Annotated in this window: 18 protein-coding genes and 1 pseudogene; 2 read left to right on the forward strand and 17 right to left on the reverse strand. The window is 39.2% G+C overall.

What is annotated here, in order from left to right; translation table 11 throughout:
- Window positions 1-227 precede the first annotated feature (227 nt).
- On the forward strand, window positions 228-887 hold the full coding sequence (locus tag ACIQZG_RS17010; protein WP_402756678.1) for a hypothetical protein: 660 nt from the start codon (window positions 228-230) through the stop codon (window positions 885-887).
- Between the two features lie 40 nt (window positions 888-927).
- On the opposite strand, the gene ACIQZG_RS17015 is transcribed toward ACIQZG_RS17010, so the two are convergent.
- A complete protein-coding gene (locus ACIQZG_RS17015) occupies window positions 928-1,602 on the reverse strand; it encodes a KinB-signaling pathway activation protein (RefSeq protein WP_402756679.1) in 675 nt (224 codons plus the stop codon).
- 151 nt (window positions 1,603-1,753) lie between these two features.
- On the opposite strand from ACIQZG_RS17015, the gene gerD reads away from it, so the two are divergent.
- The gene (gene gerD / locus ACIQZG_RS17020; protein ID WP_402756681.1) at window positions 1,754-2,356 is read left to right on the forward strand and encodes a spore germination lipoprotein GerD; all 603 of its coding nucleotides are present in this window, start codon (window positions 1,754-1,756) and stop codon (window positions 2,354-2,356) included.
- Between the two features lie 115 nt (window positions 2,357-2,471).
- Here the strand turns inward: gerD and ACIQZG_RS17025 are convergent, their stop codons facing one another.
- The 16 genes and pseudogenes from ACIQZG_RS17025 to ACIQZG_RS17100 all read right to left on the reverse strand — a co-directional run bounded on the left by ACIQZG_RS17025 (window position 2,472) and on the right by ACIQZG_RS17100 (window position 12,849).
- Window positions 2,472-3,527, reverse strand: coding sequence for a P-loop NTPase (locus ACIQZG_RS17025; protein WP_402756682.1), 1,056 nt, complete (start codon window positions 3,525-3,527; stop codon window positions 2,472-2,474).
- 72 nt (window positions 3,528-3,599) lie between these two features.
- Window positions 3,600-4,313 carry an N-acetylmuramoyl-L-alanine amidase gene (locus ACIQZG_RS17030; RefSeq protein ID WP_402756683.1) on the reverse strand — a complete coding sequence of 238 codons (714 nt, stop codon included), beginning with the start codon at window positions 4,311-4,313 and terminating at the stop codon, window positions 3,600-3,602.
- A gap of 115 nt (window positions 4,314-4,428) precedes the next feature.
- On the reverse strand, window positions 4,429-4,821 hold the full coding sequence (rpsI, locus tag ACIQZG_RS17035) for a 30S ribosomal protein S9 (protein WP_004233744.1): 393 nt from the start codon (window positions 4,819-4,821) through the stop codon (window positions 4,429-4,431).
- Between the two features lie 25 nt (window positions 4,822-4,846).
- Window positions 4,847-5,284, reverse strand: a complete 438-nt coding sequence (rplM, locus tag ACIQZG_RS17040; protein WP_402756684.1) for a 50S ribosomal protein L13 — start codon at window positions 5,282-5,284, stop codon at window positions 4,847-4,849.
- Window positions 5,285-5,451: 167 nt separating this feature from the next.
- On the reverse strand, window positions 5,452-6,192 hold the full coding sequence (gene truA / locus ACIQZG_RS17045; RefSeq protein WP_402756685.1) for a tRNA pseudouridine(38-40) synthase TruA: 741 nt from the start codon (window positions 6,190-6,192) through the stop codon (window positions 5,452-5,454).
- Between the two features lie 17 nt (window positions 6,193-6,209).
- On the reverse strand, window positions 6,210-7,007 hold the full coding sequence (locus ACIQZG_RS17050; RefSeq protein ID WP_402756686.1) for an energy-coupling factor transporter transmembrane component T family protein: 798 nt from the start codon (window positions 7,005-7,007) through the stop codon (window positions 6,210-6,212).
- The gene (locus tag ACIQZG_RS17055) at window positions 7,004-7,876 is read right to left on the reverse strand and encodes an energy-coupling factor ABC transporter ATP-binding protein (RefSeq protein ID WP_402756687.1); all 873 of its coding nucleotides are present in this window, start codon (window positions 7,874-7,876) and stop codon (window positions 7,004-7,006) included. Before ACIQZG_RS17055 ends, ACIQZG_RS17050 begins: the two co-directional genes overlap by 4 nt.
- Window positions 7,852-8,697 carry an energy-coupling factor ABC transporter ATP-binding protein gene (locus ACIQZG_RS17060; protein WP_402756688.1) on the reverse strand — a complete coding sequence of 282 codons (846 nt, stop codon included), beginning with the start codon at window positions 8,695-8,697 and terminating at the stop codon, window positions 7,852-7,854. Before ACIQZG_RS17060 ends, ACIQZG_RS17055 begins: the two co-directional genes overlap by 25 nt.
- 389 nt (window positions 8,698-9,086) lie before the next feature.
- Window positions 9,087-9,467, reverse strand: a complete 381-nt coding sequence (gene rplQ, locus ACIQZG_RS17065) for a 50S ribosomal protein L17 (protein ID WP_012296051.1) — start codon at window positions 9,465-9,467, stop codon at window positions 9,087-9,089.
- Window positions 9,468-9,521: 54 nt separating this feature from the next.
- Entirely contained in the window at window positions 9,522-10,466 is a 945-nt protein-coding gene (locus ACIQZG_RS17070) for a DNA-directed RNA polymerase subunit alpha (protein WP_004233733.1), read from the reverse strand.
- A 139-nt stretch (window positions 10,467-10,605) separates the two neighbouring features.
- Complete coding sequence (gene rpsK / locus ACIQZG_RS17075; RefSeq protein ID WP_402756689.1) at window positions 10,606-10,995, reverse strand: 30S ribosomal protein S11; 390 nt, start codon at window positions 10,993-10,995, stop codon at window positions 10,606-10,608.
- Between the two features lie 26 nt (window positions 10,996-11,021).
- Window positions 11,022-11,387 (reverse strand): 30S ribosomal protein S13, encoded by a 366-nt coding sequence (gene rpsM, locus ACIQZG_RS17080; protein WP_402756690.1) that lies wholly within the window; start codon window positions 11,385-11,387, stop codon window positions 11,022-11,024.
- Window positions 11,388-11,411: 24 nt separating this feature from the next.
- Window positions 11,412-11,525, reverse strand: coding sequence for a 50S ribosomal protein L36 (rpmJ, locus tag ACIQZG_RS17085; protein ID WP_000868344.1), 114 nt, complete (start codon window positions 11,523-11,525; stop codon window positions 11,412-11,414).
- A gap of 37 nt (window positions 11,526-11,562) precedes the next feature.
- Window positions 11,563-11,781, reverse strand: coding sequence for a translation initiation factor IF-1 (gene infA / locus ACIQZG_RS17090; protein ID WP_004233690.1), 219 nt, complete (start codon window positions 11,779-11,781; stop codon window positions 11,563-11,565).
- Between the two features lie 88 nt (window positions 11,782-11,869).
- A pseudogene (locus tag ACIQZG_RS17095) lies at window positions 11,870-11,947 on the reverse strand (type I methionyl aminopeptidase); the annotation flags it as partial.
- Between the two features lie 248 nt (window positions 11,948-12,195).
- Window positions 12,196-12,849, reverse strand: coding sequence for an adenylate kinase (locus ACIQZG_RS17100; protein WP_402756691.1), 654 nt, complete (start codon window positions 12,847-12,849; stop codon window positions 12,196-12,198).
- Window positions 12,850-12,895: the final 46 nt, after the last annotated feature.

The following is a 12,895-nucleotide window of genomic DNA, read 5'->3' on the forward strand; positions in this document are numbered from 1 at the left end:
TTATTACTTATGTTTTGTTCACTAACTTAGTTGTTAGTTACTTAAAACGTTATTGATTACGTTTTGCTTGTTCAGTTTTCAAGGTTCATTTTGTTTCGTTTAGCTTGTCACCTCTTGGCGACTTATACATAATATCATCGTTTAATCATTAAAGTCAACACTAAATCATAAGTTTTTTTAAGAAGATTATTTTTTGTATTTAAATCAAAAGAAATGAGGGTATTAAGATGGTTCGTAAAACCTTGCTATTACTGTGTTTAACACTATTATTGTTTATCTTTTTCAAGCCTATAAATTCGAACATGATATCCGTATTTAGTATTACTGATTCGCCTGCTATTGTCACAAAAGGACATTATGGGACGTCACTTGTTGTCGAAATTTCTTTTTCAGATGAACCGCTTTTAGAATGGCTTACGACAATCAAAGAACCTTATCCGCTTCTTTTATTAGACGCTGATTGGATAGAACGTTCACCTAAACATATGGAAATTATTCAAAAAAGAAAACTTCCTACTGGTTTATTAGGTCCTGCAGATTCTGAAAAAGAACCTCTTGATTCTGCTTTGCTAAAAAAAGACTTAGCTATTTATGAAAAAAATTTCACTTCGAAGCCACTATGGTTTGCAACACGTAATCATCAATATTCACAAGGCTTACAAAAAACACTTTTTCAACAGCAAGTGAATGTACTTTCTCCATCAATTATTTGGCAAGGTAATAACGTTATCCCTAGTTTACAAAAAGGTGATTTTCTTTTTATTTCATTACATGAAAATAATAAGATTCCCTTTAAAAAACTGAATACGTTATTAGAGAAAAATAAGTTCATCTCTATAGAAGAGAATATTTTTGGCTATACGATACAGTCGAAAAAATCCCCTTAAAAAAAACTGCGCAAATTTAGCTTTGCGCAGTTTTTTTATATTATGCATTCTTTGCTTGTTCGCGGCGTGCTTTACGACGTTCTTCTAGTTTTTGACGATCTATTTCAGATTTTTCGTTGTACTTCGGTAAAACTAATAATTGATACGCATTAACCGCAAGTAATGGGAATAATAATAACGCTATGTATTCATCGATATTTGCATCACGGCCCATTAAAGCGATTGTCCACTCTAAAGTTGTAATAACAATCATGAAAAATAGAGCAGAAATTAATACATGTTTTTTCCCTGTCATTTTCACCTTTTGCATAGCTGTTACTACTGATCCAAATACTAATACTAATAAAAGCCCTATGTAAAATAACCAATCTTGTGTTGTGTCTGCACTTGGTGCAAATCTGAAAAACACTATATCAAAAAGTGTAACGGCTATTAATACAACCTGCACCCAGTTCCATAATGTCAATGTTTTAAAAATATTAACGCCAACTTGGTGCAACGTTAAATAGGCAAAGAAGCCAGCCTGTGCAATAACGCTCATTGTAAACCCTAAAAAAATCATCCATAAAAACCCTGCTAAAAATTCACCCCATTGTCCATTCGTTACGTAAGGTTGAAAGAAATCCCAACGAATAAATAAACTAAAAACCCCGTTGACTAAACCACCAACGAGCATTGCATAGAAGAAAAACTTTGCCCAATTTCGTATCGTCACGACTTAAAGTCCCCCAATTTTCCAATTTCTTTGTTCTCATTTTAACAATGGATTGTCAAAAAAGCTATTTCTCTTGCCAATCAATACATAAAGTCATCATAAATGTGAACAATAATTGAAAGAGCTTATCTATAGAAAGGACGGATGTTCAATGCGAAAGTTCACCCTATTACTGATCCTAACCCTTTTTCTTTCTGCCTGTGCTCAAGATAAAACCACTACCATGTCCTACGATGAAGTGAAAAAAATCATGGTTGATTCTTTGCAAACCGAGGAGGGTAAAAAAGCTTTACGTAAACTTTTAGAGGAACCTGATTTCCGTGAGCTACTGGTATTAGAGCATGATGAAGTCAAAAAGGCTACAGAGGAGACGCTGCTTTCTGAAAAAGCACAAGAATTTTGGAAAAAAACCTTTGAGGATCCAAAGTTTAAAGAGACCGTAGCGAAAAGTATGCAAAAGCAGCAACAAGATATTATGAAGGAATTAATGAAAGATCCTACATTCCAAAAGGATTTAGAATCGTTCTTTGGACAAGCAGATATGCAAAAGCAGTTAGAAACAATTTTAAAATCAGCAAACCTTCGCAAACAAATGGAGGAAGTTGTGAAAGAAACCATTGAAAGTCCACTGATGCAAACAAAGTGGCAAGAGCTCATTAAAAAGAGCGGTGAAACTGGAAGCGAAGGTGAAAAAAAAGAAGCAAGCGGTGAAGCTCAAGGTAGCGGTTCAGGAAAAGACGAAAAGAGCAAGTAATAAGCCATTTTATTTTGTCACCAATTTATTCGCTTATCTATATAAAAAGATGTATCCATTGCTTTCACACAGAAAACGGGCTGCCTCAATTACTTTTGAGATAGCCCGTTTTGTCTTATTTATTTAATTTTGCAATAACCTTCGATGCAATATCTAAGTAAATTTGACCTGTTGTATGTTCTTCTGCATACACTGAAGGTGCAAAATCCTCTGCTGACCAATCTGGTTGACCTAGTGGGATTTGCCCTAGCATTTCCGTGCGTAGCTCATCTGCTAACTTTGGTCCGCCACCTTGACCAAATACAAATTCACGTTCACCTGTTTTAGACTCGAACCAAGCCATGTTTTCGATGACACCCAAAATTTCATGGTCAGTTTGTAGCGCCATTGCACCTGCACGAGCAGCTACAAAAGCAGCTGTTGGGTGTGGCGTTGTGACAACAATTTCTTTTGACGATGGAAGCATTTGATGAATATCAAGCGCAACATCCCCTGTGCCTGGCGGTAAATCTAATAGTAAGTAATCTAACTCGCCCCACTCCACATCACGGAAGAATTGGTCCAATACTTTCCCTAACATGGGACCACGCCAAACAATTGGTGCATTATTTTCAACAAAGAAGCCCATTGATATTACTTTTACTCCCAAGCGATCGACTGGATAAATACGATTTTCTTTTACGACCGGCATATCTGTAACACCCATCATATCCGGTACACTGAAACCATAAATATCCGCATCGATTAAGCCCACTTTTTTGCCTAGACGCGCTAAAGCAACAGCTAAGTTAACAGATACCGTAGATTTTCCTACGCCACCTTTTCCGGAAGCAATCGAAACCACTTGCACTGTGCTAAGCGGTGATAAAATATCCTGTGCTTCTGCTTCAGTAGCTGTACCACGGAAGCTTTGTAGTTTTTCTGTTGATAGCTCTTCAAAACGTATACCAACAGTGTTCGCCCCTGCTTCCTTTAATAATTCAACAACTTTCATTTGAAGCTGCATTTGTTCTGGTGTGTTTGTTTTTGCAATTGCAACTTTAACACTAACATGATTTTTTTCTTCTTTAATTGAAACATCTATTAAGCCATCTGTTTCTGATAATGGTTTATGTAAAAATGGATCTTGTAGTTGTCCTAATATTTCTCGTACTTGTAGTTCAGTTATCACGACGAACACTCCCCTTATTTTATCTCCATGTTAGTATATCATACTGATTTAATTTACATAGTAGCAGTTGCTCTATTCAATTTTTGACAGTAAATATTCTTCAACGCCCTCCACGATGGCATCCGCCATTTTTTTCTGGTAGTCTTTATCGACTAATAACGCACGTTCCTCGTCATTACTGATAAAACCAGTCTCCACTAAAACGGCAGGTACTTGCACTTTTTTCAACAAGTATACTTCCTTAATCGATAGTGCCTCTCGTTCTGTATTTTGCAAGTTCGTACGGATTGCTTGTTGAATGCTTTTCGCCAAAATTTCCCCATCAGCATGTCCGTCTTTATGATAGAAAACTTGCGCACCACGCCATTTTGTTTCTGGAATTGCATTAGCATGTATTGTAATAAAAATATTAGGTTGTTCTTTGTCTACAATATCCTTCCGTAAATAGATATCCTGTCTTTTTCGCTCTCTTAGCGTTCCTTCTCTTTCTGGAGACGAATGCTCAGCCATTACATCGCCGTCTTTCGTGCGTGTCATGATAACTGTTGCACCCTTTCTCTTAAGCTCCTTCTCAACCTGTTGAGAAATAGCGAGGGTTATCGTTTTTTCAATCACATCCCCTTTCGAAGCACCTCCATCCTCCCCCCCATGCCCAGCATCAATGACGATTTTAACTCCGCCAAGTGGGTCAGGTAAGAAAAAGTTTCGGTCAGAAGCATATGTTTCATAAGCCACAACAAGAATACTTACAAGCATTATTAAACCTAGTGCAAGCCAGCGCTTCACCCTCATACACCACCCTTTTACATCTAGTGTACGAGCGCTACAATGAAACTATGCCTGAAAGCAAAAAAAACTCCCAAGCATAAGCTTGGGAGTTTGAAACGAATAAATCCGTAGATTAACGTTTTGAGAACTGAGGTGCACGACGAGCGCCGCGTAGACCTGGTTTTTTACGTTCTTTCATGCGTGAATCACGAGTAAGTAATCCAGCAGATTTTAGTGCAGCACGGAAATCTGGGTCTACTTGAAGTAGAGCACGAGCGATACCGTGACGTACAGCACCAGCTTGACCAGTGTATCCACCACCGTTAACGTTTACGTGGATATCATAGCTTCCTGTAGTTTCAGTAGCTACTAATGGTTGCTTGATTACTTCACGTAGTGCAGCGAATGGTACATACTCTTCGATTTCACGTTTGTTGATAACAATTTTACCTGTACCCGGTACTAAACGTACGCGTGCTACAGAGCTTTTACGGCGACCAGTGCCGATGTATTGAACTTGTGCCAAAGTAATATCCTCCTCTTAATTTATATTATCCGCGAAGCTCATATGCTTCTGGTTTTTGTGCAGCGTGTGGGTGTTCTGTTCCAGTATAAACGTTAAGTTTAGTGAACATTTTACGACCTAAAGAGTTTTTAGGAAGCATCCCTTTGATTGCTAATTCAAGCATTCTTGTTGGGTATTTATCTAACATTTCACCAGCTGTACGAGTTTTTAAACCACCCGCAAATTGAGTGTGGTGACGGTAAAGTTTACCTTGTAATTTGTTACCTGTTAAATGAATTTTGTCAGCGTTGATGATGATTACGTGATCACCTGTGTCAACGTTTGGTGTGAATGTTGGTTTATGTTTACCACGTAAGATTGCAGCTACTTCAGAAGCTAAACGTCCAAGAGTTTGGCCTTCTGCATCAACTACTAACCATTTACGGTCTACTTCGTGACCTTTAGCCATGAATGTTGTACGCATGTATATATCCTCCTAATCGATTCGATTACCGTTATTTTTCATTAGTCTACACTATAAGTTTCGGGGCTTATCTTGTGGTGGTAATGAAAATACCATCTGTTATCATATAATGAATGAGATTTAAAGTCAAGCAATTTCATTAAACACCTGGTGATGTTGTATAAGAGTTAATAAAACACCTTTTCAAGGTATAAACCCTGTGGTGGTGCGGTTTTCCCTGCTTTTTCACGGTCCATCGATGCCACCACTGTCTCAACATTTTTTATATCTCGACGGTTTATTCCTACTTCCCATAAAGTTCCTGCAATAATACGCACCATATTATATAAAAAGCCGTTGCCCTCAATGACCATATGCAGCTCTTCGCCGTGCCATTCAAAATCGAGCGCATTAACTGTACGAACTTTATCCTGTACACTTGTATTCGCCGCACAGAAGCACGAAAAGTCATGCGTACCGATAATCGCCTTTGCTGCCTCCTGCATCGCTAAAACGTCTGGCTTAATGCCATTTGTCTCTACTGTGTAATGTCGTCGAAAAGGACTTTGTACAGCCTCACAAGACCAGATATAGCGATAACGTTTGCCTACCACACTATACCGTGCATGGAAATCAGCCGCGACTTCCTCCACAGCATGGACACGAATATCCTTCGGTAATTGCACATTCAATGCTTTCATGTACTTCTCTACAGGAATGACAAGTGGTGTATCAAAATGTAACGATTGCCCTGTAGCATGAACCTTAGCATCTGTACGGCCACTTGCAACCACTTTCACCTGATTCCCTTTATGCATAATGGAAAGTACACGCTCAAGCTCTGCCTGCACTGTACGTTCCCCCGGCTGTACCTGATAACCGGAAAATTGTGTCCCATCATAACTAATAATAGCTTTTAATCTACGCATTTAATATGCTCCTTCAATTAACTTCTATAGAAGAATAGCAACAATGCAATACCTGCAAGTAATACAAGTGCTAACGTATCGCCCAAATCCCATTTTAACTGACGATAACGCGTACGTCCTTCTCCGCCACGATAACCACGAACTTCCATGGCAGTTGCTAAATCTTCAGCGCGTTTAAATGCACTAACAAATAGCGGTACTAACAGTGGGACAACAGCCTTAATGCGGTCCTTTATCGGTCCGGACGATAAGTCTGAACCACGTGCCATTTGTGCTTTCATAATTTTATCTGTTTCATCCATTAATGTTGGAATAAAACGTAATGAAATAGACATCATCAAGGCAAGCTCATGCACTGGTACCTTAATCTTTTTTAAAGGATTTAACAGTACCTCAATACCATCCGTGATGGAAATTGGTGAAGTTGTTAATGTTAGAATCGATGTCATGAATACAAGCACTAAGAAACGAACTGAGATGAATATCCCCTGTCTGACGCCCTCTTCATAAACCTCGATAAACTTCCAGTGGAACAATAAATCGCCTTCCCTAGTCATAAAAATATGAAGCAAGAAGGTAAATGCCATTAAAAACAGCACAGGCTTCAAACCATTTATTAAAAAGTACAGACGAATACGTGACACTAGAATTATGAGTAACGTAAATGCTAGCAACATCGCATAAGTAGTTGTATTATTCGCTAAAAATACAATGATGATGAATACGAAAACAAAAATCAGCTTTGAACGAGGATCTAGTCTATGAACTGGCGAATCACCAGGTAAAAAACGTCCAAAAATCATTTTTTCCATCATGACTGTCCACGCTCCTCTCTTAGTGCGCGTCCAATTTCAGTTGCCAATTCTTCTTCTGTTAGACAAACTTTCGATAATGGTGCATTCATTATTTTTTCTATCTTTTGTTGGAAACGGACAATACGTGGTGGCTCTAATCGGAATTGTTTCAATGTCTCCACATCTTTAAAAATCTCACGCGGTGTACCACTTAAAACATTTCTCCCCTCGTGCATAATAACGATATTATCTGCGTACCGAGCTGCATCTTCCATACTATGTGTGACAAGAATTGTCGTTAGGCCACGTTCCTTATGGAGCCCATAAAACATGTCCATAATTTCTTTTTGTCCACGCGGATCCAGTCCAGCAGTCGGTTCATCTAAAACAATAACTTCAGGTTCCATAGCTAGTACACCAGCAATCGCAACCCTACGCATCTGTCCACCAGATAAATCAAAAGGAGATTTCTCAAGAACATCTTCAGGTAAGCCCACTAAACGCACAAGCTCACGTGCCCTAGCCTCCGCATCATTTTCAGAAACGCCAAAATTCATTGGTCCAAACATAATATCTTTTAATACAGTTTCTTCAAATAACTGATGCTCTGGGAATTGAAACACAATACCCACCTTTTGACGAACTGACTTTAACTCTTTCGCCTTCTTACCTGCTACAATAACGCGTTCGCCAATATGTACTTCACCTGAAGTTGGCTTTAATAGTGCATTGAAATGCTGTAATATCGTAGATTTCCCCGAACCTGTGTGTCCGATAATCGCTTGATAGGTATGGGAAGGAATTTCAAAACCAACATCAAATAATGCGCGTTTTTCGAAAGGTGTACCTTGCGCATACGCATAACTTACTTGTTGAAGTTTGATGTCCATAGGTCATTCACCAACTCTTCTTCTGTCATATGTTGTCCCATTAATTGGACACCCTCAATTTGTAAAAATTTCGTTAGTTTCATCGCAAATGGGAGATCAAGGCCAAGCTCTACTAATTTATCGCCAAGTGCAAAAATCTCAGCAGGTGCGCCTTCAGCAAATTTTTTACCATCATTCATGAATAAAATACGGTCAGCCAACATCGCCTCTTCTAAATCATGCGTAATTGAAAGTACAGTTAAACCTGTCTCTATACGTAATTGCTGAACGGTTTGCAATACTTCTTCACGCCCTTGAGGATCTAACATCGAAGTAGCTTCATCTAAAATAAGAAGCTTAGGCTTCAATGCTAATGCGCCTGCAATAGCCACTCGCTGTTTTTGTCCACCAGATAGATGATGCGGTTCATGATCTAAGAATTGACCCATTTTTACTTGATCAAGTGCTGCATGAACACGCTTTACCATTTCTTCAAATGGTACGCCGTTATTTTCTAGAGCAAAGGCAACATCATCTTGTACCGTTGCCCCTACAAATTGATTATCTGGATTTTGGAACACCATCCCCATCTGTGAGCGACTTTCCCATAAATTATCTTCACTTAGTACTTCTTGCAATATACGTATATCCCCTTGTTGAGGGAATAATAAGCCATTCATTAACTTGGCAATTGTAGATTTACCAGAACCATTATGACCAACAATTGCAATCCATTCGCCTTCTTGAACAGAAAAGCTAACATTCTCTACTGCATTGCGACTTGAACCATCATCTGGTGTATATGAAAACGTTACATTATTTAACGATAAAATTTCAGCCATTCACCCGAACTCCTCTCTACATCCTCAGCTCTACTAACTAAATTACACTGTTTTATGTATGTATTCTACCACAATCAATATGTTGGTATAAAAAAAAGCACCATCAATTGGCGCAATGTTTACTCACATATACTTTATAAAAAATAAAAAAGCGCGCACCTCATTCGAAGAAATGCGCATGTCGTTACATTTACAAGAAGCACAGGTGCTCAAGCCCGTGATCTTTTTGAATGAGGTGCGGAGAGCTAAACGAGACGCCACCTAAAAGGTTCGCTCATCATAACGCTCAGCTTAATTATTTGTCGTATAAATCGATTGTATTATAAAAAGAGGGTGGCAGTTCAACCGGTGAACCGGACACCCTCTTCACCACTTGTTTCTTATTATGATTAAACTAATTCAATCACAACTACAGGTGCACCGTCACCACGACGAGGACCTACTTTAAGAATACGAGTGTAACCACCTTGACGTTCTGCATAACGTGGTGCAACATCATCAAATAGCTTTTGTAGTGCAAATGAAGTTGTTTCGTTACCTTCTGCGTCAGTAGTTGTTACTAGTTCACGGCGGATAAATGCTGCTGCTTGACGGCGAGCATGTAAATCTCCGCGCTTACCTAAAGTAATCATTTTTTCAACTGCTTTACGTACTTCTTTAGCGCGAGCCTCAGTAGTTTCGATACGCTCGTTGATGATTAAATCAGTAGCTAAGTCACGTAACATCGCTTTACGTTGAGAACTTGTACGACCAAGTTTTCTGTAACCCATGGATGTTTCCCTCCTTTATAAAAAATATCTGATCTTCTAGTTTGTTTAAATCGCTTAGTCTTCTTTGCGTAACCCTAAACCAAGCTCTTCTAACTTCGCTTTTACCTCTTCAAGTGACTTACGTCCAAGGTTACGAACTTTCATCATGTCGTCTTCTGACTTATTCGCAAGTTCTAGTACTGTATTAATACCAGCGCGTTTTAAGCAGTTATAAGAACGAACAGAAAGATCAAGTTCTTCGATAGTCATCTCTAAAACTTTTTCTTTTTGATCTTCTTCTTTTTCGACCATGATTTCAGCAGTTTGTGCCTCATCTGTCATGCCAACGAAGATGTTAAGATGCTCGGTTAAAATTTTTGCTCCGAGCGAAATCGCCTCTTTCGGACCGATGCTTCCATCTGTCCACACATCAAGCGATAGTTTGTCATAGTCAGAAGACTGACCAACACGAGTGTTTTCCACTTGGAAATTAACGCGTGATACTGGAGTGTAAATAGAGTCGATCGGGATCACGCCGATAGGAAGATCCTCACGTTTGTTTTGATCAGCAGGAGTGTAACCACGGCCGCGTTGAGCGTACATACGCATACGTAAATGACCGTTTTTAGCGATTGTTGCAATATATAGATCTGGATTTAAAATTTCTACGTCACTGTCATGTGTAATGTCAGCAGCCGTAACTGTTCCATCACCTTTAACATCAATCTCAATAACTTTTTCTTCGTCAGAGTAGATCTTAAGGGCAAGCTTTTTAACGTTCAAGATAATTGAAGCGACATCTTCTACTACGCCTTCTACAGTTGAGAATTCGTGTAGTACACCGTCAATTTGAATTGAAGTAACAGCAGCACCAGGTAATGAAGACAGAAGGATACGACGTAAAGAATTACCCAAAGTGTTTCCATATCCGCGTTCAAGCGGTTCTACAACAAACTTTCCATATTTGGAATCTTCGCTGATCTCCACCGTTTCAATCTTTGGTTTTTCAATTTCGATCATTTCATTTACCCTCCTTCAAAACATCGAATGTATAGGTTCTTTCCATCATAGATTCGATCGTCAATGACGTATCGTTTTTTATTTGCACAAGACAGTCTGTACAAGAAATGATGTTCTCATTCAATATGAGACGCACCCATTACACGCGACGACGTTTAGGTGGGCGGCAACCATTATGAGGAACTGGAGTAACGTCTTTAATAGCAGTTACTTCTAGACCAGCACCTTGAAGTGCACGAATTGCAGCTTCACGACCAGCACCAGGACCTTTAACAGTTACTTCTAACGTTTTCAGACCATGCTCTACAGATGTTTTTGCAGCAGTTTCTGCAGCCATTTGAGCAGCAAATGGAGTAGATTTACGTGAACCACGGAAACCTAAAGCACCAGCACTAGACCAAGCAACAGCATTACCTTGCATATCTGTAATCGTTACAATTGTATTGTTAAATGTAGAACGAATATGTGCAATACCAGATTCGATATTCTTTTTCACACGACGTTTACGAGTTTGTTGTTTACGAGCCATGTTAAGAAGGAACCTCCTTTACTTAATTATTTTTTCTTATTCGCAACTGTTTTACGAGGACCTTTACGCGTACGCGCATTGTTCTTCGTATTTTGACCACGAACAGGTAAACCACGACGGTGACGGATACCACGGTTACAACCGATTTCCATCAAGCGTTTGATATTTAATGAAGTTTCGCGACGTAAGTCACCTTCAAGTTTGTAAGAGTCTAATTGTTCACGGATTTGGTTTAATTGATCTTCAGTTAAGTCGCGTACGCGGATATCTTCAGAGATACCTGCATCAGCTAATACTTTTTGTGCTGAAGTTTTACCAATACCGTAAATGTAAGTTAATGAAATTACAACGCGTTTATCGCGAGGAATGTCAACACCAGAAATACGTGCCATGTACGTTGTGCACCTCCTTTATAATCAACCTTGTTTTTGTTTGTGTTTAGGATTTTCACAGATTACCATTACTTTACCGCGTCGGCGAATTACTTTACATTTTTCGCAGATCGGTTTCACAGATGGTCTCACTTTCATCTAACCTAACCTCCTTAGTAGTCCGGAGCGCAAAAGATTATTTAAAACGGTATGTGATACGACCGCGAGTTAAATCGTAAGGAGATAACTCGATAGTAACCTTATCTCCAGGTAGAATGCGGATAAAGTGCATACGAATCTTTCCAGATACGTGTGCTAAAATCACATGTCCATTTTCTAATTCTACCTTAAACATCGCGTTTGGCAAAGTCTCAACAACTGTCCCTTCGACTTCAATTACATCATCTTTCGCCATCTACTCTGTCTCTCCTCTCTATATGCAAATTAAAGTTCTCATCGTTACATCAAACGGATATCTGCTGCAACTATAGACGCAACCTCGTTTCAACATATGTTTGGATTGTATGAGAGATGTTTAAAAGACGCTCGTCTGGTTTCGCTTCACACAATCCACGGAATAGACAGAACCAGTAAGGGCACTGTATCTCCCATGTTTACACGAATACCGGAATGTCTTGGATGAGAAATTCATACCCGTTACACAGATGCTTCCACGAAACCCATTATACTCTCTTAAATGTAATGTTGTACAATTTAAAAGAAATATATACCAGGCACAATATGCTTTTGCAACTCTCAAAAAATTATGTTTCGTTGTTGCTTCCGCATGCCTCCCGCGGAAGCAGTATTCTGCGCCCGGAGCCGGGTATCAGCTGCGGCTGCTCTGTAGTAGAGCGTCAAGATCAGCAAATACTTTATCAATATCTTGCTGTCCATCAATATTTGTTAACACACCTTTTGCTTCATAGAAGTCAAGTAAAGGTTGTGCTTGATTCATATTTACTTCCAAACGATTTGCAACAGTTTCAGGATTATCATCAGCACGTGTATAAAGCTCGCCGCCATCTTTATCACATTTTCCTTCCTCAGCAGGAGGATTGAAAATTAAGTGGTAAGATGAACCACAAGTTTTACAAATGCGACGACCTGATAGACGTGCAATTAGTTCTTCTTTATCAACTTGGATATTTAACGTATGTTCAATTGCTTTGCCAAGATTAGCAAGAATGCCATCTAACGCTTCAGCTTGTGGAACTGTACGTGGGAACCCATCTAATAAGAAGCCCTTTTCACAGTCAGCTTTTGCAAGTCGCTCACCAACGATACCAATTGTTACTTCATCAGGTACTAGAGCACCTTGATCCATAAATGATTTCGCTTGTAAGCCTAGTTCTGTACCATCTTTAATAGCGGCACGGAACATATCGCCTGTAGAAATATGAGGAATTGCGTACTTCTCAACAATTTTATCTGCTTGTGTCCCTTTACCAGCACCAGGCAGACCCATTAAAACGATATTCATACGGTAATAATCCCCCCACAAAAGGTTTGTTGATCTCAGGAAACGA

The sequence above is a fragment of the Lysinibacillus sp. NPDC096418 genome (assembly GCF_044762775.1).
Taxonomy (GTDB): Bacteria; Bacillota; Bacilli; order Bacillales_A; family Planococcaceae; genus Lysinibacillus.

Coding starts and splice junctions, on each gene's coding strand:
- ACIQZG_RS17010 (WP_402756678.1), top strand. CDS start 228: ATGGTTCGTAAAACCTTGCTATTACTGTGTTTAACACTATTATTGTTT.
- gerD (WP_402756681.1), top strand. CDS start 1,754: ATGCGAAAGTTCACCCTATTACTGATCCTAACCCTTTTTCTTTCTGCC.
- rplM (WP_402756684.1), bottom strand. CDS start 5,284: ATGCGTACAACATTCATGGCTAAAGGTCACGAAGTAGACCGTAAATGG.
- truA (WP_402756685.1), bottom strand. CDS start 6,192: ATGCGTAGATTAAAAGCTATTATTAGTTATGATGGGACACAATTTTCC.
- ACIQZG_RS17050 (WP_402756686.1), bottom strand. CDS start 7,007: ATGATGGAAAAAATGATTTTTGGACGTTTTTTACCTGGTGATTCGCCA.
- ACIQZG_RS17055 (WP_402756687.1), bottom strand. CDS start 7,876: ATGGACATCAAACTTCAACAAGTAAGTTATGCGTATGCGCAAGGTACA.
- ACIQZG_RS17060 (WP_402756688.1), bottom strand. CDS start 8,697: ATGGCTGAAATTTTATCGTTAAATAATGTAACGTTTTCATATACACCA.
- rplQ (WP_012296051.1), bottom strand. CDS start 9,467: ATGGGTTACAGAAAACTTGGTCGTACAAGTTCTCAACGTAAAGCGATG.
- ACIQZG_RS17070 (WP_004233733.1), bottom strand. CDS start 10,466: ATGATCGAAATTGAAAAACCAAAGATTGAAACGGTGGAGATCAGCGAA.
- rpsK (WP_402756689.1), bottom strand. CDS start 10,995: ATGGCTCGTAAACAACAAACTCGTAAACGTCGTGTGAAAAAGAATATC.
- rpsM (WP_402756690.1), bottom strand. CDS start 11,387: ATGGCACGTATTTCTGGTGTTGACATTCCTCGCGATAAACGCGTTGTA.
- rpmJ (WP_000868344.1), bottom strand. CDS start 11,525: ATGAAAGTGAGACCATCTGTGAAACCGATCTGCGAAAAATGTAAAGTA.
- infA (WP_004233690.1), bottom strand. CDS start 11,781: ATGGCGAAAGATGATGTAATTGAAGTCGAAGGGACAGTTGTTGAGACT.
- ACIQZG_RS17100 (WP_402756691.1), bottom strand. CDS start 12,849: ATGAATATCGTTTTAATGGGTCTGCCTGGTGCTGGTAAAGGGACACAA.